Annotated in this window: 25 protein-coding genes and 1 tRNA gene; 24 read left to right on the top strand and 2 right to left on the bottom strand. The window is 52.9% G+C overall.

The annotated features are described in order from the left end of the window. The 7 genes from Q7K71_00350 to Q7K71_00320 form a co-directional block, all read left to right on the top strand. A partial coding sequence (locus Q7K71_00350) for a polyribonucleotide nucleotidyltransferase (GenBank protein ID MDO8674554.1) occupies positions 1-1,536 on the top strand: 1,536 nt, incomplete at its 5' end. Positions 1,537-1,549: 13 nt separating this feature from the next. Continuing rightward, entirely contained in the window at positions 1,550-3,757 is a 2,208-nt protein-coding gene (locus tag Q7K71_00345) for a DNA translocase FtsK (GenBank protein ID MDO8674553.1), read from the top strand. Continuing rightward, complete coding sequence (locus Q7K71_00340; protein MDO8674552.1) at positions 3,726-4,523, top strand: DUF4115 domain-containing protein; 798 nt, start codon at positions 3,726-3,728, stop codon at positions 4,521-4,523. The genes Q7K71_00345 and Q7K71_00340 overlap by 32 nt, the downstream gene beginning before the upstream one ends. 32 nt (positions 4,524-4,555) lie before the next feature. Next, positions 4,556-5,863 carry a 30S ribosomal protein S12 methylthiotransferase RimO gene (gene rimO / locus Q7K71_00335; GenBank protein MDO8674551.1) on the top strand — a complete coding sequence of 436 codons (1,308 nt, stop codon included), beginning with the start codon at positions 4,556-4,558 and terminating at the stop codon, positions 5,861-5,863. Beyond that, on the top strand, positions 5,860-6,435 hold the full coding sequence (pgsA, locus tag Q7K71_00330) for a CDP-diacylglycerol--glycerol-3-phosphate 3-phosphatidyltransferase (protein MDO8674550.1): 576 nt from the start codon (positions 5,860-5,862) through the stop codon (positions 6,433-6,435). Before rimO ends, pgsA begins: the two co-directional genes overlap by 4 nt. Continuing rightward, complete coding sequence (locus Q7K71_00325; GenBank protein MDO8674549.1) at positions 6,411-6,875, top strand: phosphatidylglycerophosphatase A; 465 nt, start codon at positions 6,411-6,413, stop codon at positions 6,873-6,875. The genes pgsA and Q7K71_00325 overlap by 25 nt, the downstream gene beginning before the upstream one ends. 19 nt (positions 6,876-6,894) lie before the next feature. Continuing rightward, positions 6,895-7,641: a Bax inhibitor-1/YccA family protein gene (locus Q7K71_00320; protein ID MDO8674548.1), complete on the top strand. Its 747-nt coding sequence runs from the start codon at positions 6,895-6,897 to the stop codon at positions 7,639-7,641. Between the two features lie 64 nt (positions 7,642-7,705). On the opposite strand, the gene Q7K71_00315 is transcribed toward Q7K71_00320, so the two are convergent. Together Q7K71_00315 and Q7K71_00310 are read right to left on the bottom strand one after the other, a co-directional pair. Then, positions 7,706-8,371 (bottom strand): isoprenylcysteine carboxylmethyltransferase family protein, encoded by a 666-nt coding sequence (locus tag Q7K71_00315; protein ID MDO8674547.1) that lies wholly within the window; start codon positions 8,369-8,371, stop codon positions 7,706-7,708. Between the two features lie 11 nt (positions 8,372-8,382). Next, positions 8,383-8,859, bottom strand: coding sequence for a CinA family protein (locus Q7K71_00310; GenBank protein MDO8674546.1), 477 nt, complete (start codon positions 8,857-8,859; stop codon positions 8,383-8,385). Between the two features lie 95 nt (positions 8,860-8,954). Here Q7K71_00310 and Q7K71_00305 point away from each other — a divergent pair, with 95 nt between their 5' ends. The 17 genes from Q7K71_00305 to Q7K71_00225 all read left to right on the top strand — a co-directional run bounded on the left by Q7K71_00305 (position 8,955) and on the right by Q7K71_00225 (position 23,045). Further along, positions 8,955-10,157: a bifunctional 3,4-dihydroxy-2-butanone-4-phosphate synthase/GTP cyclohydrolase II gene (locus Q7K71_00305; GenBank protein MDO8674545.1), complete on the top strand. Its 1,203-nt coding sequence runs from the start codon at positions 8,955-8,957 to the stop codon at positions 10,155-10,157. After that, the gene (ribH, locus tag Q7K71_00300) at positions 10,154-10,594 is read left to right on the top strand and encodes a 6,7-dimethyl-8-ribityllumazine synthase (protein ID MDO8674544.1); all 441 of its coding nucleotides are present in this window, start codon (positions 10,154-10,156) and stop codon (positions 10,592-10,594) included. Before Q7K71_00305 ends, ribH begins: the two co-directional genes overlap by 4 nt. Before the next feature lie 10 nt (positions 10,595-10,604). After that, positions 10,605-11,024, top strand: coding sequence for a transcription antitermination factor NusB (gene nusB, locus Q7K71_00295; GenBank protein MDO8674543.1), 420 nt, complete (start codon positions 10,605-10,607; stop codon positions 11,022-11,024). Beyond that, positions 11,014-11,859 carry a PHP domain-containing protein gene (locus Q7K71_00290; protein MDO8674542.1) on the top strand — a complete coding sequence of 282 codons (846 nt, stop codon included), beginning with the start codon at positions 11,014-11,016 and terminating at the stop codon, positions 11,857-11,859. The genes nusB and Q7K71_00290 overlap by 11 nt, the downstream gene beginning before the upstream one ends. Before the next feature lie 3 nt (positions 11,860-11,862). Beyond that, positions 11,863-12,936: a bifunctional diaminohydroxyphosphoribosylaminopyrimidine deaminase/5-amino-6-(5-phosphoribosylamino)uracil reductase RibD gene (gene ribD / locus Q7K71_00285; GenBank protein ID MDO8674541.1), complete on the top strand. Its 1,074-nt coding sequence runs from the start codon at positions 11,863-11,865 to the stop codon at positions 12,934-12,936. After that, positions 12,936-13,529 (top strand): riboflavin synthase, encoded by a 594-nt coding sequence (locus Q7K71_00280; protein ID MDO8674540.1) that lies wholly within the window; start codon positions 12,936-12,938, stop codon positions 13,527-13,529. Before ribD ends, Q7K71_00280 begins: the two co-directional genes overlap by 1 nt. A 35-nt stretch (positions 13,530-13,564) precedes the next feature. After that, positions 13,565-13,999 carry a 3-hydroxyacyl-ACP dehydratase FabZ gene (fabZ, locus tag Q7K71_00275; protein ID MDO8674539.1) on the top strand — a complete coding sequence of 145 codons (435 nt, stop codon included), beginning with the start codon at positions 13,565-13,567 and terminating at the stop codon, positions 13,997-13,999. 259 nt (positions 14,000-14,258) lie between these two features. After that, positions 14,259-14,801: a nucleotidyltransferase domain-containing protein gene (locus Q7K71_00270; GenBank protein ID MDO8674538.1), complete on the top strand. Its 543-nt coding sequence runs from the start codon at positions 14,259-14,261 to the stop codon at positions 14,799-14,801. Further along, the gene (locus Q7K71_00265) at positions 14,798-15,208 is read left to right on the top strand and encodes a hypothetical protein (protein MDO8674537.1); all 411 of its coding nucleotides are present in this window, start codon (positions 14,798-14,800) and stop codon (positions 15,206-15,208) included. Before Q7K71_00270 ends, Q7K71_00265 begins: the two co-directional genes overlap by 4 nt. 790 nt (positions 15,209-15,998) lie before the next feature. Then, a complete protein-coding gene (locus Q7K71_00260; protein MDO8674536.1) occupies positions 15,999-17,210 on the top strand; it encodes a hypothetical protein in 1,212 nt (403 codons plus the stop codon). Between the two features lie 287 nt (positions 17,211-17,497). Beyond that, positions 17,498-17,574 (top strand) — tRNA-Pro (locus tag Q7K71_00255). 17 nt (positions 17,575-17,591) lie between these two features. Further along, positions 17,592-19,589 (top strand): NAD-dependent DNA ligase LigA, encoded by a 1,998-nt coding sequence (gene ligA, locus Q7K71_00250; protein ID MDO8674535.1) that lies wholly within the window; start codon positions 17,592-17,594, stop codon positions 19,587-19,589. Continuing rightward, the gene (locus Q7K71_00245; GenBank protein MDO8674534.1) at positions 19,582-20,109 is read left to right on the top strand and encodes a hypothetical protein; all 528 of its coding nucleotides are present in this window, start codon (positions 19,582-19,584) and stop codon (positions 20,107-20,109) included. The genes ligA and Q7K71_00245 overlap by 8 nt, the downstream gene beginning before the upstream one ends. After that, the gene (gene xerD / locus Q7K71_00240; protein MDO8674533.1) at positions 20,106-20,993 is read left to right on the top strand and encodes a site-specific tyrosine recombinase XerD; all 888 of its coding nucleotides are present in this window, start codon (positions 20,106-20,108) and stop codon (positions 20,991-20,993) included. The genes Q7K71_00245 and xerD overlap by 4 nt, the downstream gene beginning before the upstream one ends. A gap of 1 nt (position 20,994) precedes the next feature. Continuing rightward, the gene (locus Q7K71_00235) at positions 20,995-21,720 is read left to right on the top strand and encodes a hypothetical protein (protein MDO8674532.1); all 726 of its coding nucleotides are present in this window, start codon (positions 20,995-20,997) and stop codon (positions 21,718-21,720) included. Next, positions 21,707-22,087: a 30S ribosome-binding factor RbfA gene (gene rbfA / locus Q7K71_00230; protein ID MDO8674531.1), complete on the top strand. Its 381-nt coding sequence runs from the start codon at positions 21,707-21,709 to the stop codon at positions 22,085-22,087. Before Q7K71_00235 ends, rbfA begins: the two co-directional genes overlap by 14 nt. Continuing rightward, positions 22,074-23,045 (top strand): bifunctional oligoribonuclease/PAP phosphatase NrnA, encoded by a 972-nt coding sequence (locus Q7K71_00225; protein ID MDO8674530.1) that lies wholly within the window; start codon positions 22,074-22,076, stop codon positions 23,043-23,045. The genes rbfA and Q7K71_00225 overlap by 14 nt, the downstream gene beginning before the upstream one ends. The last annotated feature ends 10 nt before the right edge of the window (positions 23,046-23,055 follow it).

Here is a 23,055-nt window from a genome sequence, read left to right as displayed (position 1 = left end):
GACCAGGTGTCCGAAGCCAAGGTCCTGGAAGGCCTCAAATTCGCTTTGGCCGCCTTAAAGTCCACCAAAGATATTCAGTTGGAATTGCAAAAGAAGGTCGGTAAACCCAAGGTTGAAGTGAAATTAAAAACGCCCGGCGCTTCCTTTGTTGCCAAGGTCCGTTCTTTGGCCATGGCGCGTCTGGAAGAAATTTATAAGGGCACGGCCGATAAGGATGAACGTGAAGACGCTGTTGGCGCGCTGGCCGAGCATTTGGCCGCTGATCTGACGGTCTATGCCGATTGCGCCCAGGAAGGCCGGGAGATCGGCGCTTCTGATGTGGCCGGGGTGTTCGAACAATTGCAGTATGAAGTGATCCGCGGCAATGTCTTTAACAAGAAATTGCGCGCCGACGGCAGGGGACCCAAGGACATCCGCGACATTTCCTGCGAAGCCGGCGTTTTGCCGCGCACCCACGGGTCGGGCCTGTTCACCCGCGGGCAGACGCAGAGTTTGGGCATTGTTACCCTGGGGACCAAGGACGACGAGCAGTTGGTGGAGGCCCTGGACGGCAGGTCGTACAAGACCTTTTTACTACATTACAATTTTCCGTCTTTCAGCGTGGGAGAGACCAAACCCATGCGCTCGCCGGGCCGCCGCGAGATCGGCCACGGGGTTTTGGCGCATAAAGCGCTCAAAGCCGTGCTTCCCTCCAAAGACGAATTTCCTTACACCATCCGCGTTGTTTCCGAAATTCTTGAATCCAACGGTTCCTCGAGCATGGCGAGTGTTTGCGCCGGCTGTTTGGCATTGATGGACGCGGGCGTGCCCATCACGGACGCGGTGGCAGGGATCTCCGTCGGGCTCATTTCTGACCAAAAACACGCGGTGCTGATCACCGACATCATGGGTCTGGAAGACCATTTCGGCGACATGGATTTCAAGGTCGCGGGCACACGGACCGGGGTCACGGCCATCCAGTTGGACCTTAAGATCAAGGAATTATCCATGGGCTTAGTTGAGCAAGCCGTGGCACAGGCGCAAGAGGCCCGCATGGCCATTTTGGACAAGATGCAGGCGGTGCTTCCTAAGCCGCGCGCTGAAATGTCGCCGTACGCGCCGCGCATCGTGACGGTCCAGATCCCGCAGGACAAGATCGGCGAGATCATCGGGCCGGGCGGCAAGAATATCCGCAGGATGATCGAGGAAAGCGGTGTCACGTCCATTGATATTGAAGAAGACGGCAAGGTCATCATCGCCTCGCCGGACACCGCGGCCCTGGAGAAGGCCGTGGGCATGATCAAGGGCATCACCCAGGAACCGGAGATCGGGGCCATCTATGAGGCCACGGTCAAGCGCATCATGAATTTCGGGGCTTTCTGCGAATTCTTCCCCGGGCGCGAGGGGCTGGTGCACGTTTCCGAATTGTCCAACACGTTCGTCAAAGACGTCAATTCGGTCGTGAAGCTCGGCGACCGTTTTAAAGTCAAACTCGTTGAGAAAGACGAGATGGGCCGCTTTAATTTGAGTAAAAAGCAGGCGGACCTGGTCTCCTGAAGGAGACGCACGGATGAAACACGAACACGTCAACGAGATCAAGGGCATCATCATTTTGGCCTTGAGCTTGATCGTCCTGGCAGCCCTTATTTCTTTCTCCCCCAGCGACCTTTCCTGGTATACCTCACGGCCGGGTTTGCACGTACAGAATTGGATCGGCATTGCCGGTGCTTATAGCGCCGGCATTCTTTTTTTCGTTTTAGGGTCAAGCGCGTATTTTTTGGTGGTCATCGGGCTCTTCTGGAGCTGGAACAAATTCACCTCCCGCGAGATCTACTTTTCTTTCCCTAAATTCTTAAGTTTGATCATCCTTTTTATCGTCACCAGTTCCTTACTGGCTTTGGGGTTTGCCGCGGTCCCCTCGGAGCGTTTCAGCCGTGGTGGCATCGTCGGCGTTGTCTTCAGCGATTTTTTATTGCATTATTTCAGCCCCCTGGGGGCGATGATCATCCTTTTGATGTTCGGCGCTTTGTCCCTGGTCGTCATCGGGGAATTCATGGTGTCGCCGTTCTTTGTGTGGCTTTTCCGTTCGGCCCTCAACACGTTCAAAGGTGTTTTTATTAAACCGGTCTCGTCTGTTGCATTAAAGCCCGTCGTCAAATTTGCCCCATCGGTAGCCCCCGCCATAGGCGGGGCGCCATTGCCCGCGGTAAAACCCGCGCAGCCGGCAGGGCCTTTCACGGCACCGCCTCCCAAGATCCGTATCGTTGAGCCGAAAGAAATGCCCAGCCCCGCCGCAGGCGGGGCCCTTGAGCAAAAGCCCAAAACAGTGGGGGAATATCATTTGCCGGCCTTAGACCTTCTCAATGATCCGCCGCAGGTGGCTGCCGGCGTCATTCAAAGCGCCCTGATGGGCGGGGCCAAGATGCTGGAGGAAACGCTGGCGGATTTCGGGGTCAATGTCAAGGTGGTGGACATCGAGCGCGGGCCGGTCATCACGCGCTATGAACTTCAGCCCGCGCCCGGGGTGAAGATCCAGCGCATTTCCAGTTTGTCCGACGACATCGCCCTGGCCTTGAGCGTCCCGGCGGTGCGCATCCTGGCCCCCATCCCGGGCAAGAACCGCGTCGGTGTCGAGGTGCCCAACGGTTTGTCCGCTTCCGTTTATCTGAAAGACGTCCTGGGCAAGAGCGTGGCGCGTTCTTCGGACTCGAAACTCATGCTCGCCGTCGGAAAAGACACGTCCGGCCAGCCTTTGATCGCGGACCTCTGTGACATGCCCCATCTTTTGGTCGCGGGCACCACCGGTTCGGGCAAGACCGTGTGCCTCAACGGTTTGATCATGTCCATCCTTTTTAACGCGTCGCCCTCGGAAGTGAAATTCATCATGGTGGACCCCAAGATGGTTGAGCTGGCCCCTTATAATGACCTGCCGCATTTGATCTGTCCGGTTGTCACGGATGTCAAGAAAGTTACCTCGGCCCTCAACTGGGTGGTGGGGGAAATGGAACAGCGCTACAAACTTCTGGCCAAAGAACAGGTGCGCAATATCAAGGGTTATCAGGCCAAAGGCCATCAAATGCCTTACATTGTCATCGTCGTTGATGAGTTGGCGGACCTGATGCAGGTCTCGGCCAGAAGCATTGAAGGCGCCATCGCCCGTTTGTCCCAGTTGGCCCGCGCGGTCGGCATTCACCTGATCCTGGCCACCCAGCGCCCGTCGGTGGATGTCGTCACCGGCATCATCAAGGCCAATTTTCCGGCGCGCATTTCTTTTAAGGTCGCCTCCAAGGTGGATTCGCGCACGGTGCTGGATGGCAACGGCGCGCAGGACCTGTTGGGCAAGGGGGACCTGCTCTTTATGAAGCCCGGCGACGGCAAGCCCACGCGCGGGCAATGCTGTTTTGTTTCCGATGAGGAGATCTCCCGCGTCATTGCCTTCATCAAGGGTCAGGGCAATCCCGAGTATAATGAGAACGTCCTTAAAACCGTATCCTCCTCCGGCGGGGCAGGGCTGGAAAATGATGACGCAATGTATGACGAGGCCGTGCGCGTGGTCATAGAGACCAACCAGGCCTCGGTGTCCATTTTGCAAAGGCGCCTGCGCCTGGGATATTCGCGCGCGGCGCGTCTGATCGATATCATGGAACAAAAAGGCATTGTCGGCACTTATGCCGGCAGCAAGGCGCGGGACATCCTCGTGGACCGCGAAAAGTGGCTTTTAGACAATATGGGGAACATTCCAAGTGATGCCGGAACCAACGCCGCAGAAAACGCATAATTCTCTGCTGAAAACAACCCGCGAAGCCAAAGGGCTGACCCTGGACATTGTCCACGAGGCCACCAAGATCCCTTTAGACGCGCTCAAGGCCATTGAAGAGGGGTATTCCGTGCGCATGCTGACCCCGTTCTATTACCGGGGTTTCCTGAAGATTTACGCGGAATTCTTAGGGCTCGACCCTGTTGAGGTCCTTTCCCGTTACGAGGTCCAGCAGCCAAAACCTCCCTTGCCAGGCAGGCCGGTGGTTGTCGCCCCGTCGTCCCGTTTTTATCAGTCCAAACGCGAAATATTCAGTTCTAAAAACCGGTCCATGATGGTCCGTTGGATCGGCATTGTTCTGGCTGTTGTGGTGGTCCTCAAAGTCGGCGGATGCGCGGTCGATGCGTTCAAGAAACACGTGCCTGTCTCCGCCAAAGGCGGATCCGCCTCTGGCGGAAAGAAAATACAGCGGGCCGAAGAACCCGCTGCCCACAGATCGCAGATCATCAGGACCCAAAGCAACAGCGCCAAGGTGACATTGGCTGTGCGGGTTCCCAGGAACACCTGGATCAGGGTCAAGACCGACGACAAGATCGTATTCGAGGACCGGATGAAAAAGGGGACCACGGAATCCTGGTCTGCCCAGGACCGGATCGAACTTTCCGGCAAGAACATCAATGAGCTGGACCTGGAGGTCAACGGCAGGCATATCGGGTCCTTAGGCGGCGCCGAGCGCGGGGCCAAAAGGGTTGTCATTACCAAAGAGGGGCTTACGGTGAAAAAGTAGAGACGCAGCAATGCTGCGTCTGTACAGTATATATGAAAACAACCAGGGATTTTCAGCAGGAACGTTTGGGCGCCGGTCCCGCCGATGGCGGGGTCGGCGTTATCAATTTAGGGTGCGCCCGCAACCTCACCGACGCGCAGATGATCCTTGGCCGTTTAAAAAAGAACGGCCATCGCATCGTTGAGGCGAAACAGGCCCAGGTCATCATCGTCAACACCTGCTCGTTCATTGAAGACGCCCGCAAAGAGTCCGTGGACACCATCCTGGACCTCATCGACCTTAAAAAAAAGGGCAAGATCCAAAAGATCATCGTCGCCGGCTGTCTGGCCCAGCGTTACGGCAAAGAATTGGCCGCCCAGTTCAAGGACGTGGACGCTTTTGTCGGTACCCCGACGTTAAACCGGGACGCGGACCCCGCGGGAGTCCAGCTGACCCCGCGGCATTTCGCCTACGTCAAGATCTGCGAGAGTTGTTTTAATGCCTGCAGTTTTTGTGCCATTCCCAAGATCAAAGGCAGGTTCATTTCACGCACCGTCGAGTCCGTGCTGCAGGAAGTGGCGCGTTTGGACGCGGCGGGCGTTAAGGAGATCAACCTCATCGGTCAGGACATCACGGCCTATGGGCTGGACATTTACCGCACAAAATCGTTGGCGCGGCTTTTAAAAGAGATGGCCCGGAGCGTCAAAAATATCCGTTGGATACGTTTGTTATACGCGTTCCCCGCTCACGTGACCGATGAACTCATTGAGGTCATGGCCGGCGAAGACAAGATTTGCAAGTACATTGACATGCCTCTGCAGCATATCAGCGACCATATTTTGGCCGAACAGAACCGTCATATCACCCGCCGACAGACCCTGGACCTTGTGGCCAGGATCCGTTCGGTCCTGCCGCGGGCGTTTGTGCGCACCACCTATATCGTCGGTCTTCCTGGAGAAACAAAAGAGGACTTTGAAGAATTGCGCGCCTTCAATCAGCAGATGCGTTTTGAGCGCGTCGGTGTTTTCATTTATTCCAAAGAAGAGGGGACAGCCGCTCATGACATGCCAGGGCATGTGCCGGCCAGGGTCAAAAGAGAACGCATGGATATTCTCATGCGCGACCAGCAGGCCATCTCCAGGGAAATTCAGAAAGGTTTCGTCGGCCGCCGGCTCAATGTCCTTATTGATGAAAAAGAGAAGGGATCCAAGGATACTTATATCGGACGCAGCGAATACGATGCCCCGGACGTGGATGGCGTTGTGTATGTGCGTTCAAAGGACCCGTTGAAACAGGGGGACATGGTTGAAGTGGATATCACCGATGCCTATGAATATGACCTGGCTGGAGTCGTGCGATGACCCTGCCTAATATCCTGACCCTTTCGCGTCTGGTCTTTGCGGCCCTGATCGTGTGGCTGCTTTGCCAGTATTCGCTGGCCGCTTACGTGGCCGCGGCTGTTTTGTTCGCGGGCGCGGCATTGACGGATTTTTACGACGGGCATTTGGCGAAGAAGAGCGGCTTGACCAGTGATTTCGGCAAGATCATGGACCCCATCGCCGACAAGGTCCTGATCCTGTCTGTTTTTTTTGTTCTGACCTATACGGGCATGGTGGAGGCGTGGATGGTTGTCCTGATCGCTGTTCGGGAAATTTGCGTGACCGCGTCGCGTTTGCGGGCCATGAGCCGGGGCCAGGTGCTGGCCGCGGAAAAGGCGGGTAAGATCAAGACCGTTTTTCAGATCATCAGCATTTCCGTTGTCCTCTTGTTTTTGATCGCCGAGGAAAGCCCGTGGACAGCCGCGTGGTTCTTTCAGATCCAGCCTCTGTGGCAGGGGGTCATCAATTTTTTAATGGTTATTACCGTTTTTTTGACCGTCGGCTCCGGCGCCGCGTATTTTAAAAATCAATGGACCGATTCGCAAAGATCATAGCCACGTTTTTCGGCATCGGATATTTTCCCATCGCTCCGGGCACGGCCGCGACCGCGGCGGGAATTGCCCTGGCTTTTGCCTTGCAGGGGCATCCATGGGCTTATGCCGTTGTTGTGTTTGTGCTTTTTGCGGTTGGTGTTCCTGTTTGCGGCCGCGTGGAAAAAATGTTGAAACAAAAAGACCCCGGCATTGTTGTTTTGGACGAGGTCGTCGGTGTTCTGGTGGCTTTAGCAGGACTGCCCATGGCCTGGCCGGTGACCTGGCCGGTCGCGATCAGCGTTTTTTTCTTGTTTCGGGCGTTCGATATGTTTAAAATATACCCTATTAACCGGCTGGAGGCCAGGCCCGGCGGTTGGGGGATCATGCTGGATGATGTGATGGCCGGGATCTACACGAATATCATCATGCACATCGCCTTACGATGGGCAGGGACAATTTAATAATTAATGGAGGTGTGAGATGGAAAGCAGTAATCCGACATTGAACAGCAAGGTTTTTGACAATGCCCGTGCCGTTGTAGGGTCGGGGCAGACCATGACCGTTCAGGGCACGGTCAACAAGGCCCTTATTCTTTTGCTCGTCTTGATGGCAACGGCATTTTGGGCCTGGTCCAAGGCCGTTAACCCGGCCAGCGCCGGATGGGCAGGCACGGTCATGGTGGTCGGCTTGTTCGTCGGGTTTGTCCTGGCCATAGCCACGTGTTTTAAGCCGCAATGGTCGTCGGTGTCAGCGCCTTTGTACGCGGCTTGCGAAGGCCTTGTGCTGGGCGTGTTGTCCGCGTATTTCGAGCGTTCCTATCCGGGCATTGTCGTGCAGGCCGTAGGATTGACGTTCGGCGTGATGCTGGCCATGCTGATGGGATATAAAACAGGGTTCCTGCAAGCGACACCGGGTTTGCGCAAAGGCCTCATGATCGCCATGGGCGGGATCATGATCTTTTATTTAGCCGTCATGGCGGCGGGGTTTTTCCACATCGCTCCTCCGGGATTTCTTAACGGCAGCGGGCCTTTGGGCATTGCATTCAGTTTATTCGTGGTCGGCATCGCGTCCATGTCTTTGATCCTGGATTTTGACATGATCGAGCGGGGCAGTCATCAGGGCCTGGAAAGGTATATGGAGTGGTACGGCGCTTTCGCGCTCATGGTCACCCTGGTCTGGCTGTACATGGAGATCCTGCGCCTATTGTCCAAACTCCGCTCCCGCTAATTTCGGGGACACCCACCGTAACCTTAATTAAAAATCCCGTTCCGCCTGAGGCAGGGCGGGATTTTTATTTGGCGTGGATCTTTTTCTTGTTGAATTCGTAGAGAATGTCCAGGCAGATCAGGACGAGGCCTAACGCGACCCAGGCCCATGTCTTTGCGGTCATGGGCTTATGCTCGAGGAGCAGGCGGGTCTTGAGGTGGAAGACAATGAGGAGGATGATGAGCCAGAACACCGGTTTGTGTTCTTTGCTGTCGATCAGCCGCTGGATGCGAAACGGCCATTTCTCTCCCGGGATGTAGGGGACCAGGGAAGGGACCAGGGCCGGTATCTTTGAACAATATTTTTTGTATTCCTCCCCGAATTTTGCCGCCAGCATTCTTTCTTCCCCACGAATGGTTTTGCTGTAGACCCATCCTAGGACCGCTAAAAAGAGGACCGTCATCGCCAGGTCCATTTTTAATACGATGGTCAACCCCAAAGCGATGAGGAGTGTTCCTAAATACAGGGGATTGCGGACAAAAGCATAGGGGCCGGATGTGGTCAGGCGGTCATTTTTGATGGCATAACCATTGGACCATAGCCGCAGCAAAGCCCCGGCAATGATATAACCGATCCCGTTTTTTAAGGAATGCTCATCCGAAGAACAGAAAAAGAGGACGAAAACGCCGAAAGGATAAATGACGGCAAAACGGGGCTTGAAACAGCGTTTGAGACGATTGGCGATATCCATCCTTTGACCTTTCAGCTTTGACCTTTGACCTTTTTGAGGACCAGGCGCAAGGCGGCCCGGACAGCCCTGTTTTTATTGTTTACGCGCGTGCCATGAAAGCGGAATGCCCTGCATACGGTTGTTTTCCCGTCGCTGACAGCGATATAGGTCAGGCCAACCGGTTTGGCTTTGTTTCCCCCTGATGGGCCGGCAATGCCGGTGATGCCTACCCCTAAGTCGGTTTTAAGGATCTTGCGGACGTTTTGGGCCATGAGCCGGGCCGCGGGTTGGCTGACCGCGCCATGGACGCCCAGGGTTTTGGCCGGTACTTTTAATAATTTGATCTTCGCGGCATCATCGTAGGCGATGATCCCCAGATGGAAAAATGCGGAAGAGCCGGGAATATTGGTCAGGGTATGGGCCAAAAGGCCGCCGGTGCAGGATTCCGCGGCAGACAGGGTCTTTTTTTGGCGCAAAAGCAGGGAAGCTATTTTTCTAGAAAGTCGCATGTCATTAGAAACAATAGGTTTATGAAAAACTTGTTTTATTATAGGGCGGGACAAAGGGATTGACAAGGAATAATATTTAGAATATACTTGACCCCATGTTTAACACTATTCCGGAAATTGTGGAAGATCTTAAAGCAGGCCGCATGGTCATTGTCATGGACGATGAGGGCCGCGAGAACGAAGGGGACGTGCTCGTTGCCGCCCAATTCATCACCCCCAATGCCATCAATTTCATGGCCAAGGAGGCCAGGGGGCTCATCTGTGTGCCCATGGAGGACAGCCGGCTCAATGAACTCGGTCTTCATCCGATGAAGGATGAATTGAACGATCAGCATCAAAAATGCAATACCGCGTGGACCATTTCCGTGGACGCGGCTTTCGGCGTCACCACGGGTATTTCCGCCGCTGACCGCGCCAAGACCGTCGGGGTCCTCATTGACCCCAAATCCAAACCGTCAGACCTTGTGACCCCCGGGCATTTGTTCCCGCTGCGCGCCCGCCGGGGCGGGGTGCTGGTGCGCGCCGGGCACACCGAGGCATCGGTGGACCTGATGCGTTTGGCCGGCCTTTATCCGGCCGGGGTCATCTGCGAGATCATGAACGAAGACGGCACCATGGCCCGGACCAATGACCTGGTCACCTTCGCCCGCAAAAGCAATTTGAAGATCTGCACCATCGACAGCTTGATCGAATACCGCCGCAAGACCGAAAAACTCGTCGAGCGGGTGGAAGAGGCGAATTTACCGACGGAGTTTGGGGAATTCAAGATGGTCGCTTACCAGTCCCTGGTGGACAATGTCCTGCACATCGCCATGGTCAGGGGGGACATCGACGGGACCAAGCCGGTCTTGGTGCGGGCCCAGAGCGAATGCCTGACCGGAGACGTGTTCGGGTCTTTGCGTTGTGACTGCAACAGCCAGCTCAAAAGCGCCATGAAAGCCATTGCCGAGATCGGCACGGGTGTTGTGCTTTATATCCGCCATCATGAAGGCCGGGGCATCGGCCTGGTCAATAAAATGAAGGCCTACAATCTGCAGGATGACGGCATGGACACGGTCGAGGCCAATCAGGCCCTGGGCTTCGCCCCCGATCTGCGTGATTACGGCATCGGCGCGCAGATCCTCGTTGACCTGGGGGTCCGCCAGATCCGGTTATTGACCAATAATCCCCGCAAGATCGTGGGTCTGGAAGGATACGGGCTTACGGTCGTCGAGCGGATCCCCATCAAGATCCCGCATAATCCCCAAAACGAGCAATACCTGAAGGCCAAGAAAGACAAGTTGGGGCATATTTTGTGAAAAAGAAGGTCCGCATTGCCATTGTCGCGTCGTGTTTCAATGATTTCATCACCAAGGCGCTTGTGAACGCCTGCTGGATGGAACTCAAACATTCCGGTCTTAAAGAAGACCAGATCACGACGGTGTGGGTGCCCGGAACTTTTGAAATTCCTTTGACGGCTTTGAAACTGGCCAAGAAAAAGAACGTGGACGCCGTCATCTGTCTGGGCGCGGTCATCCGCGGGGAAACATATCATTTTGAGGTGATCGCCAATGAAGGTGTGCGCGGCATCATGGAGGCCTCTTTGACGGCGGGAAAACCGGTGATCATGGGCATTTTGACCGCGGACACCGTTGACCAGGCCCAGAAACGCGCCCAAAGCAAGGGCGGTCCGAATAAAGGCAGGGACGCGGCCCGGGCGGCTTTGCAGATGGTCAATTTATTAAAAAAGGTTTAGCGCTCTTTCTATGAGACGTCGCACCCTGGCCCGTGAACACGCTTTAAAGATCCTTTACCAGATCGAGCTGACCCGCCGGTCTTTGGAGGACTCTCTGGGTGATTATTGGGGCCAGGAGCCCAACAAAGACGGGGAGGTCATGGGTTATGCCCAACGTCTGGCCGGGGGCGTGCGCGAAAACCTGAAGGACATTGACGGCAAAATTTCCGAATACGCCACCAACTGGCAGTTGACGCGCATGGCCATCATTGACCGCAACATTTTGCGCATGGGGCTTTTTGAGCTCAAATACACCACGGACATTCCGCCCAAGGTTGCCATCAACGAAGCGGTTGAACTCGCCAAGAAATACGGCGACCTGGAATCCAGCAAATTCGTCAACGGCATCCTCGACAAGATCCATAAAAAAGAGATCGTTCATGAGCCCTAAACTCATGGAAGCCCTGCCCGCCCTTGCCGACCTTCACATGCACACCTATTATTCCGACGGGACCTCTTCCCCCGAGGAAGTCGTCGCCGACGCGCTGAAAGCCGGGCTTGCCTGCATTGCCATCACCGACCATGATATTACTGAAGGGGTCGCACCCGCCATCACAGCGGCCAATCCCTCGGGGCTTGAGGTCGTCCCGGGCATTGAATTGTCTTCCGAGATCGAGGGCAAGGACGTGCATATTCTGGGATATTTCATTGACTATGCCAAGGGCCCTTTGTTCGATCGTCTGGACACATTTTTGGACGCCCGTGTGGCGCGCATGAAACAGATGTTGCTCAATTTGAAAACCGTGGGCATCGACAATATCACATTCGAGGAAGTTTGCGCGCTCACCAAAAGCAGGGCTGTCGGCCGGGCGCATCTGGCTTTGCTGCTGCACCAAAAGGGATGGGTGTCGTCGTTCAAAGACGCTTTCAAAAAATATTTATCCGAAGGCTGCCCGGGCTGGGCACCTAAATACAAACAGACGCCCTTTGAGGCCATTGATCTCATCCGCCAAAGCGGAGGCATCGCGGTCATGGCCCATCCTATGCTCACGCAAAAAGACGAACTCATTTCGCCCATGGTCAAGGCTGGCTTGGGCGGCCTTGAGGTGTATTATCCCAATACCACGGACACGGTCACAAAATTTTATGAAAAGATAGCCAAGAAATACGATCTGGTGATGACCGGCGGCTCCGACGCGCACGGGTCAGCCAAATCCCACACCTATGTCGGCAAGGCCTCGGTACCTTATGCAACCGTTGAGCAAATGAAGGCGAGATGTGCTTGATTTATGAATGATCATTTATTTTACATGCACCGCGCGTACGAATTGGCCATGAAGGGCTGGGGCAGGACTTCGCCTAACCCGATGGTCGGCGCCCTCGTCGTCAAGAACGGCAAGGTCATTGCCGAGGGATGGCACGCGGCCTGCGGGGCTGACCACGCCGAGGCCATGGCCTTGAAGAAAATCGGGGCCAAAGCCAAAGGCGCTGTTTTGTACGTGACGCTGGAGCCCTGTTCTCATTATGGCCGTACATCGCCATGCACTGATGCCATCATCCGCGCCGGCATCCGCAAGGTTTATATCGGCGTTTTGGACCCCAATCCTTTGATGAGCGGCAAGTCCATTCAGATCTTGCGCAAGGCCGGCATCAGCGTTAAGGCCGGGTTCTTGCAAGAAGAACTGACGCGCATGAATGAGGCATTCAATCAATGGATCAGCAAGCGCATGCCGTTCGTTACCGCCAAGACCGCGCAAACTCTGGACGGCAAGACAGCGACCTTAAGCGGCGAATCCAAATGGATCACGTCCAAGGCCAGCCGCGATCTGGCCCGTTGCATGCGTTTCGGTTTTGATGCCATTGCCGTGGGGGTCAATACGGTGCTCAAAGATGACCCGGCCTTGAATTCTTTCCCCGCTAAACGTTTGAAAAAAATTATTTTTGATTCGGACTTGAAAACACCGGCCGATGCCAAACTTTTTAAAGGCACGCGCAGGGAAGATGTTTTGATATTGACCACGCAGAGGGCTTCGGCGCGCAGGATAAAATCATTAGGCCGCAAAGCCGAGATCATCGTTGTGCCGGCCAAAGGAGGCAGGGTGGACCTGCGCCGGGCTTTGAAAATCCTTGCCCAGCGGGAAATAACTGCTATGTTGATCGAAGGGGGCGCGGCCTTGGTCGGCGCCGCGCTCAAAGAGGGCTTGGTGGACAAAATGATGGTGTATGTCGCCCTCAGGATCATGGGAGAGGGCCTGGATGCCGTCCGGGGATTGCGCGTCAGGCGTCTGGATGAGGCCGTTGCATTGAAGCGCGTTTCCGCCGGCAAGATCGGCGAAGATATTTTGATCGAGGGGTATTTGTAGTGTTCACCGGGATCATTCAACACGCGGGAACGATCAAGGCCATGGGGACAAAAGCCAATTTGATGGCCTTGTCCGTGGACGCCGGGCCTTTGGCCAAAGACGTACGTTTGGGTGATAGTGTGGCGCTCAACGGTGTTTGCCTGACCGCGTCGCGTAAAAAAGGGACCGTCATTTCTTTTGACGCGATGCGCGAGACCATAGCCAACACCGCGCTCAAAGACCTTAAGACCGGCGGCAAGGTCAATTTGGAACTGGCGTTAAAGTCCGACGGCCGTTTGGGCGGGCATTTTGTCACCGGCCACGTGGACGAGGCGGCCGTGGTCAAACGCGTTGAGCGCGCCAAGAATTGGGTGGCGCTGACCATCAGTATTTCTAAAACGAATCGTAAATATCTGGCGCCTAAAGGGTCTGTGGCCGTCGACGGGATCAGTTTGACCGTCGGCAAGGTGGGGGCGTCGGATTTCAGTGTTTATTTAATTCCCTATACGCTGGCCGTGACGACACTGGCCCGTAAGAAGGCGGGGGACCTGGTGAATGTTGAGACGGATGTTCTGGCAAAATATATTTTAAACAGAAGCCCCGCCTGCCGTTAGCGGCAAGCGGCGGGGTCCTGTAAGGAGAGAAAAATATGATTTTAGATATTTTAGAGATCCAGAAAATAATCCCTCATCGTTATCCGTTCCTGATGATCGACAAGGTCGTTGAGTGCGTCCCCGATCAGAAGTTGACCGCTGTGAAGAACGTTTCGATCAATGAACAATTTTTTCAGGGGCATTTCCCGGGTGAAAAGATCATGCCCGGCGTGCTGATCATTGAAGCCATGACCCAGGCGGGTTGCGTCTATTTTTATTACAGTAAAGATTTGCAGGGCAAGGACCTGGTTTATCATCTGGCCAAGATCGATGCGCGTTTTCACCATCCCGTGGTCCCCGGTGACCAGTTGCGCATTGAGGTCTCTTCCGTGAAACTTTTACCCAAGACCGGCATCATCCGCGCCGAGGTCAGGGTGGGGGACAAACTTGTCGCCGAAGCCGAGATCGGCCTCGGGATCAAAGAGGTATGAAAACTTGTCCTAAAGCGAGACCTTTTTAATCATTTTTATTCAGTTTTAACCAATCTGCATTAAACTTGGACACTTTTTGGACACCAAAAACCATATCGATTTGTGCAAAAGATTATGTCGATCTGTGCATATTTATTTGTTGTTTTGTGCATAAATAAGTTAGATGTCTTTGGGATACCAAAAATTGATAAAAATATTGACTCCATTGCTGTAATAATTTACAGTAATCACTGTAAATCAACACAGTGAGGCAATTCCTATGATCAGCCTGCGCTCTAAAGTTTCTCAACAAATCCTCAATTATTTCATGCTGCAACAAGGGTTTGAGGTTTATGTCAATGACCTAGCCCGGATCCTCCATACAGAGAGCGGTAATTTGACCCGTAAACTGATCGTCCTTGAAAAAGAGGGCCTCTTAAAAAGCCGCTGGCAGGGCAAACAGCGGTATTATTCGTTAAATAAGAGCTTTCCGTTGTTAAAGGAGTATAAAAACATCGTTTTAAAGACCATTGGTCTGGAGCAGGTATTAAAGACTTCACTTGGCACTATTTCTGGTATTAAAAAAGCCGTTATTTTTGGTTCCTATGCCCAGGAGAAGATGGATTCCCATAGCGACATTGATTTTTTGGTTGTTGGAGATCATAGTACCGTAGAACTTCAAAAGGCGGTTGCACAGGTGCAAAAGTCTACCCAAAGAGACATTAATGCCGTCAGTATGTCGCTTCAGGAGTACAATGATAAAAAAGGGAAGGATCCGTTTTTAAAGTCTATTGAATCCAAGAAAACCGTGAGGATCATATGATCTCATTTGAACAGGAGTTCTTTCAGAAGTTTAAATTTACGGCGGCCCAAATTGACCGTTATGTTGAAAGCGCCATGCGTGATCTGGATATTGCCCAGAAAGACCATTTTAGGGAAGTCCAATTTACCTATTGTTATCAGGCATTGATCAAGATCGGCATGGCTATTTTGGCAAAGAAGGGCGGGGTTAAGGTCAGGAGCGTGACCGGGCATCATGTTAAGATATTACTTAAGTTGAGTGAAATTCTAGGCGATCCAGATGTCTTTACGGTTGGCAATGCCATGCGGATGAAGCGTAATAAAGACCTTTACGATGCCGGCGGCACGATCACCAAGAAAGAAGCGGATGATTATATTGCTTTTGTCAGCCAGGTTATCCAAAAAACAAAACAGATGATAAAGCCCTAAGAATTGCATTTTCGTTGCGTATGTCCGACATCGGGTTCGAAATTCGACAAAAGCCCTTTTCACAACATTAAAATTCTATAAATGGCACATCGCCAAGCGCCAACCCTTCCGCAGTCCGGGAAAGGAGAGGGCAACATGCAAAATCCTCAACTGAACTGTGGCATAGAGGTGGTGAGCCGTGTAAAGGCCAGGTTGCGTATAAAGGTACTCGTAGTGCTTGTTTCTGCTTGTTTAACAACAAGTGTGGCGCTTAACCTTCAAATACGGACTGGAGAAGGGTTGGCCTACTAATTCGTTATGTAAAAAGATAATCGTAGGTACTATTTCTTTGAGCTATAGTCTAAAATAGACACAGATTAGGCACAAACAAGGGCGCAAGTTTGGGCACAGATCAGGCACAAATCTGTGCCTAATTTGTGCCCTTTTTTCTCCCATTTGCACGGGGTTTTTGGGCAAAAGCGCTCAAAACCGTTCAAGACCCCACACACTCTACTATAAGTTTTTTATGAGTGAGTGGGGTCTTGAACTACCCCTTGCGACATGGGAGAGGAGAGAATAGGGTAAGGACGGGGAGGATTTATTTTTGAACAATTCAATGTTAGGCAATGGAGGCAGAACCGGTACTTGGGAGGACAGAATTTGAATTAGATTTGAGGCTATTTGTATATAAACCCATGCGATTTTAATGAATTGCGGAGGGTTTTTGTTTCTGGCATAATGGGTACATTTCATCAGAATCATTAGCGAATAAATAAGATACCTGGAAACGGTTCAAAGAACTAAAGGCGGAATGACTCAAAATAATAACTTAAACACAGATAGCGATGTAAAGTTTTGGGCTCGAATACTCAGTCAATCTTTGGCATCGCTGAACAGTATATTGGAGAAATTAGGGGCCATATTCCCATGGATAAGGCATTGGCTAAACCGTCCAATCATCCTTCCTCATTACAGATTTAACTGGTGGCACATGGGGAGCACCGGTGATCAAAAACCCGCCATGCAGATAGTGGGTTATTGGTACGTAACAAATCCAACAGACCAACCGATTAGCATCTTAAACGTTTACATCAAGAAGCCTAGAAATCAAGGACATGTATCGCTTAAAGATGTGCACAGTGAATATCACGGAGACTACCCTATTCCTCCACGCGCGACTACCGACCTACACGCAGATTTCTGGATTTGCCCACCATTTTGCAAGGAAGGGAAGGATTTCAAAGCAGACATAATTTTCGTAGATCAATATGGACAGAAACGCATTCTAAAGAACGTTGAATTTAAATCAGATAAAAAGAAAAGATTTATACCTATTAAATTAACAGAGGAAGCAATCTATAAGTTACAAAATCAAATAGAAAGAAAAGTGGCAGCTACTCTTAAGGATGAAATTAGTCGTTATCAAAAATACGGGCGTCAATCAGGAGAGTTGGGTAGTATATACGCATTATGCCAAGGGAGACAAATTAAAAGCATCTATCAGGATAGTTGGACGAGTAGTAAATCTGGAGAGCGGCAAGAAATATTAAATGATCCCCAAGGGGCAACTGTGCAGTCTGAGAACGGCGATGCATTAGTTAAGTTATTTAAATCTTTCAGGGATGAGAAAGACGGAGAATTATTCGTTCAAGCATTGCTCACCCGACTTAGCAGAGACAAGGAATATTATTGTGTCAGTTACATTATTTTCTATGTGCTTTTCAGGGTCGGGCGCCTCACCAACGCGTTAAGTACTGCAAAAATAAGCTTGAGCAAGAAAAAGAATCCCCCATACATGTTTTGGCAAAGAAAAGCCGAAGATAGGTTGCTAGAGCCGTATCAAAGACATGGGTTTAGTGATCTCTTGGGACTCATCAATGGAATGTTGCGATATGAACACCGCAGCTTTACAGATGAAGAATTAGATAGCATTGAGGAATTTGTTAACGATCTTGATGAGCATACATTTAAAATAAACGAAAAGATAAATTCAATACGATCTTTTAGAGTTAGTGAAAGTTGAAAGAACAAATGGCGTCACAAGAACAATTGACAGGTTCTGGTTTTATATTAGTATATAGGTGTAGTAGCCGATTTCCCCGGTCGGTTGAACAAAATATTTCCCCCAAAAACATTTAAAATGACGGACATTTAGACGGGAGGGCGTATGGGCGTTTACCGCAAAGGAAGCGTCCGGATACCGCCCATATCTTTTGCAATGAGCAGGTTAGGCTTGCGCACGAGATGCGCAACACCCCACAAAGGATTGACGGAATACCGTCGGGATGTTAAAATAATCAGATATATGATCGGGAAGTAGCGCAGCTGGCTAGCGCGCTTCGTTCGGGACGAAGAGGTCGTGGGTTCGAATCCCGCCTTCCCGACCATTATTATTTCTTTTTTTATGCATCCCCCCAAGGCCCAAAAACGTATTGCCGAACTGATCAAGACCATTGAGGAGCACGACCACCGCTATTATGTCCTCGATGATCCCATCCTCGCTGATGCCGAATACGACACGCTTTTAAAAGAACTTTCCGATCTGGAAACCCGATATCCGCAGTTCAAGTCCCCATTCTCACCCACGCAAAGGGTGGGAGCGCAAGTCAGCGGTGATCTTCCCCCCGTTGTCCACCGTGTCAAAATGCTTTCTTTGGACAATACATATTCTCCCGACGAGATCAGGGCCTGGCATGTCCGTGTATCCAAAGGGCTGGAAGGCGAAGCGTTCACCATGACCGTGGAACCGAAGGTCGACGGGGTCAGTTGTTCCCTGTTGTATGAAGGCGGGGCCCTGGTGATGGCCGCCACCCGCGGGGACGGTGTGACCGGCGAGAACATCATCCATAATGCCAGGGCCATCCGTTCCATTCCCTTGCGTTTGGAGGGGGATGTTCCACGGATCCTGGAGGTGCGCGGCGAAGTGTATATGGACAAGGCAGACCTCAACGCCCTGAACCACCGGCGTAAAGAACAGGGCGAAGTGCTTTTTGCCAATCCCCGCAACGCCGCCGCCGGGTCTTTAAAACTTCTGGACCCCGCGGTATCCGCGGGCCGTCATTTAAAATTTTTTGTCCATTCGTTCGGGCTTTTGGAGGGAGGAAAACCCTACGCGGACCAATGGCAATTTTTGTCAAAGGTCAGCAAATATGGTTTGCCCGTCAATCCGCACAACCGTTTGTGCCACAATATCCAAGACGTGCTCGCCTTTTGCGATGAACTTTATCACCGGCGCGCGGCCATGGTTTATGAAGTGGATGGCATGGTGGTGAAGGTCAACGATCTCCGGCAGCAGGCCCGTTTGGGCACAACATTAAAAAGTCCGCGCTGGGCCGTGGCGTTCAAATTTCCCGCGCACCAGGCCACGACCATAGTCAGGGAGATCACCATCCAGGTGGGGCGTACCGGCGTTTTGACGCCGGTGGCCGAACTTGAGCCCGTGGCTTTGGCCGGGGTCACCATCAGCCGCGCAACGCTGCATAATTTTGACGAGATCAGGCGTTTGGGCGTGGCCAGGGGGGACCGGGTTTTGTTGGAACGCGCGGGGGACGTCATCCCCAAGGTCATCAAGGTTGTTGAAAAATTGTCTTCTTCAGACGTGATCACCGCGCCTAAGACCTGCCCGTCGTGCAAGGGAAAGATCGTCAAGGAAAAGGCCGAAGATGTGGCGTACCGCTGTGTCAATCCCGCCTGTCCCCAGCAGGTGGAGCGGGGGCTCATCCATTTTGCCGGCCGTGAGGCCATGGATATTGAAGGATTGGGAGAAGCCGTCGTGGTCCAGCTGGTCGCCAAGGGCCTGGTCAAGGATATTGCCGGGCTTTACCGGTTGACGAAGAAAAATTTGCTGGGGCTTGAATTTTTCGCTGATAAAAAATCCGATAATCTTTTGGCGGCCATCGCGGCCAGCAAGAAAAAACCTTTGTCCAAATTTTTGTTCGGTCTGGGCGTTGATAATGTCGGGCAGAAAGCGGCCATAGTTTTGGCCGCGCGTTTCAAGGACCTTAAGTCGCTCATGGCCGCGGGAGAGGACGACCTGCAAACCGTCGAAGAAATCGGCCCCATCATTGCCAGATCCGTGGTAGAATTTTTTAAAAATACCCGCGCCAAACGCCTGCTGCGCTCACTGGAGGCGGCGGGTGTTAATTTCAAAGAACCGCGGGCAATGCCAGGGGACCGTCTGAAGGGCAAGAAATTCGTTTTCACCGGCGAGCTCAACGGTATCACCCGCCCACAGGCGCAAAAGATGGTGGAGGCCCAGGGCGCTTTTGTGATGTCGTCCGTCAGCAAAGCCACGGATTATGTCGTGGCCGGGAACACTCCCGGGTCAAAATTAGACAAGGCCGCGCAATTGGGCGTTGCGGTGCTGGACCAAAAACAATTTGAGGAGATGGTGCATGGTTAAACCCGATGCGTTTAAAGCGTATGCGTTGATCGCCTGCCTGGTGGCAACGTCGATCTCTTTGAGCGCCTGCGAGCCGTTAAGGAAGAAATTCACCCGTCAGAAAAAGAAGGACGCGTCGGCGGACCAGGATTTTATCCCGGTGCTGGAGCCCCAGGAATATCCGGCGGCGGACAAAGACCCGGTACAGAATTACCAGCAGCATTACGCCCTGATCAAAGCGTGGTACAGGGACATGTGGACCGCCCTGGAAGAACGCGGCGGTTCGGACAAACAGCAGAGGTATCTTTTAAAGACCATCTACGGCCATATTGATGAAATGCGCAAACTCGTCGTGCCGCAGCAACAGCAGGAATTGGATGAGCTGGCTAAGGTCCTTTCTTATTACGACAGCGCTTTGGGCGTGCCTCCGGCGATGCGCAATGTTTCCCGCATCCGCAGTGATCTGCGCGCCTTTGACCGCATGCTGCGCCACAAGTTAAGGGCTGACAAGATCAAAGGGGCTTTCATTCCCATCCAATGAAGGAATTCATCGGTGAATTCATCAACTATATTTCCGTTGAGCGCGGTCTGGCAAAGAACACGCTTGCGGCCTACCGGCTGGACCTGGAAAAATATGTAAAATTATTGGCCGGCCAGGGCGTCAAAAATGCGGACACTGTCCGTTCGGAGCATATCACCGGTTTTTTGCAAACACTCAAGAAGTCGGGCCTCTCCACGTCCAGTATTTGCAGGAACCTGGCCGCCGTCAAAATGTTCCACCGTTTTCTGGTGCGCGACGGCCTGGCTAAGGAAGATCCGACTTCCCTGGTGGATACGCCCAAACAATGGGCGCGGATCCCCGAGGTATTGACGCAAAAAGAGATGGAAGCGATCCTGCGGGCGGCGCAGACCAAGGGAAAAAATCATAAACGCGATTACGCGATGCTGGAACTTTTTTACGCCTCCGGCATGCGCGTTTCGGAAATGGTGGACCTGAAGGTCGCCAGCGTTAATTTGGAAGCCGGCTTTGTGCGCGCCATCGGCAAAGGCAGCAAGGAGCGCATCATTCCCGTCGGCAGGAAAGCGCGGGAAGCCATTGCCTATTATTGCGGACACATCCGTCCCAGATCATTGAAAACCACGGAAAGCGACGCGCTTTTCTTAAGCCAGCAGGGCAAAAAGATGTCGCGGGTCATGGCCTGGAAGATCATCAAGCAATACGCGCGGCTGGCGGGCATCAAAAAGAACATCAAGCCGCACACGTTGAGGCATACCTTCGCCACCCATTTGCTGGAACATGGCGCGGATCTGCGCTCTGTGCAGGAAATGCTCGGCCACGCGGACATCGCCACGACGCAAATTTACACGCACGTGGACAAAGAGCGGCTCAAGAGCGTGCACAAACAGTTTCATCCCAGGGGATAATTTGTTATCACGATTGGACAAAAAGTCGCTGGCATTGGTGAGACAGATAGGCGTTCTGGCGGATGAAAGCGGGATGCGCGCGTATCTGGTCGGCGGGCCGGTGCGCGATCTCGCGTTGAAAGCCCCCAGCATTGATTTGGATATCACCGTTGAAGGCCAGGGGATGCGCCTCGCAGGATTGTTCGCGGCCAAACATGCGGGATCCAAAATAGTCCGTTATCCGGCGTTCAAGACCGCCACCGTGTTTTTGCCCAACGGGCGTGCCGTTGATTTTGCCACGGCCCGCAAAGAAACGTATGCCCGTCCCGGCGCTTTGCCGTCGGTGACCGCCTCGGTTCTGCGCGACGACCTTTTCCGCCGGGATTTTACCATTAACGCCATGGCCGTCGTCTTGAATGCCGCGGCATGGGGGAAGATCAGGGACCCTTTCAACGGCAGGGCTGACCTGCGTTCAAAAAAGATCCGCGTCCTGCACGACAAAAGTTTCATGGATGATCCCACGCGGGTCCTGCGGGCCGCGCGTTTCGCGGGACGCTTGCGTTTTACCGTTGTACCCGGGACATTGAAATTGCTCAAAGAGGCCGTGCGCGCCGGGGCCGTTGATGCCCTTAAAGTCCAGAGATATTCCAAAGAATTGGACAAGATCCTTAAAGAAGATGACCCGGCGCCGGCCCTTGAATATCTTAAGGCCTGGGGCGCGCAAAGGAGACCGCATGTCACGGATTGAAAAAGTCAATGAAGCCATCAAACGCGAGCTCGGCAACATGATCCTGCTGGGGCACTTGAACGACCCGCGCGTCGCTTTCGTCACCATCATGGGCGTTGAGGTCAGCAAAGATCTTCAGCGCGCCAAGGTCAAGTTCAGCACCCTGTCCGAGGACCCCGAGGACATCAAGGACGCGGCCGAGGGGCTTGACAGTTGCCGGGGGTATATCCGTAAACTCATCAGCCAGCGCGTGGTCATGCGCGCCACCCCGGAGTTCCTGTTCATCTATGATAAGTCCGTGCATCATGCCCAACAGATCGACCGGGCCCTGGAGGAGATCAAGAAATTGAGTTCCAACGGCGAGGAGGGTGCTGATGAAAGCGTTTGATGATGTCCTGCGCGTTGTGCGCCGGCACAAGACGTTTTTGGTGACCTGCCATTGTAACCCTGACACGGATGCCGCGGCTTCCGTTTTAGCCATGGTGCTGGCGCTTAAGAAAATGAAAAAGTCCGCCGTCGTTGTCAACGAGAACGATCTGCCTGATTGGTTGAAATTCCTGCCCAAGGCCGGGCTTTTCAAAAAGGCCTCCAGCGTTAAACCGTTTGACTATGGGGCGGCCATTGTCCTGGACTGCGGAGACCTTGAGCGTATCGGCGGGGTGAGAAAACTTTTGGTCAAAGGCAAACCTGTGATCAATATCGACCATCATGTGACCAACGACCGTTTTGGTTCCGTCAACTGTGTTGTCCCCAGGGCGTCTTCAACGTGCGAAGTTTTGTTCGGCCTGTTTGAGCGGGCGAAGGTCCGTTTGGACAAGGACATGGCCCTGCTTTTGTATGCCGGCATCATGACGGACACGGGTTCGTTCAAATATGAAAATACAAGCAGCCGCACCCACGCCATCGCGGGTGAACTCATGGCTTTTGGTTTAAAGGCGCCGTTTTTGAATGAAAAACTTTATCCCGGAATCCCCGTCGCTGACATGAAACATTTTTCCAAACTCATTTATGAGGCCGAACTTGTTTTGGGCGGCCGCGTGTATTGCGCGCCCATCCCCAAACGCACGGCGGACCTTTTTTCCAAAGGGTTTGACCTCAAGGAGAAGGTCTTTACTTTTTTAAGGAACGTGAAAGGCATTGAAGCGGTCATTATCCTGAACGAAGTGAATTCCAAGATGACGAGGGTGAATTTGCGCAGTCAGGGCAAAATGGATGTGGCGGTCTTGGCCCAGCAATTCGACGGGGGAGGCCACCGCAAGGCCGCCGGGTGCAAGGTGCACGCGGGTCTTTTGACCGCCCGGAAAAAAATATTGGCGGCTTGCGCGAAGCAGCTTAAAAGCGCTTAAAAAGGCGGGA

This window comes from Candidatus Omnitrophota bacterium (genome assembly GCA_030650275.1).
In the GTDB taxonomy this organism is placed as follows: Bacteria; Omnitrophota; Gorgyraeia; order Zapsychrales; family Fredricksoniimonadaceae; genus JACPXN01.
This window is presented reverse-complemented; position numbering and strand designations above follow the sequence as displayed.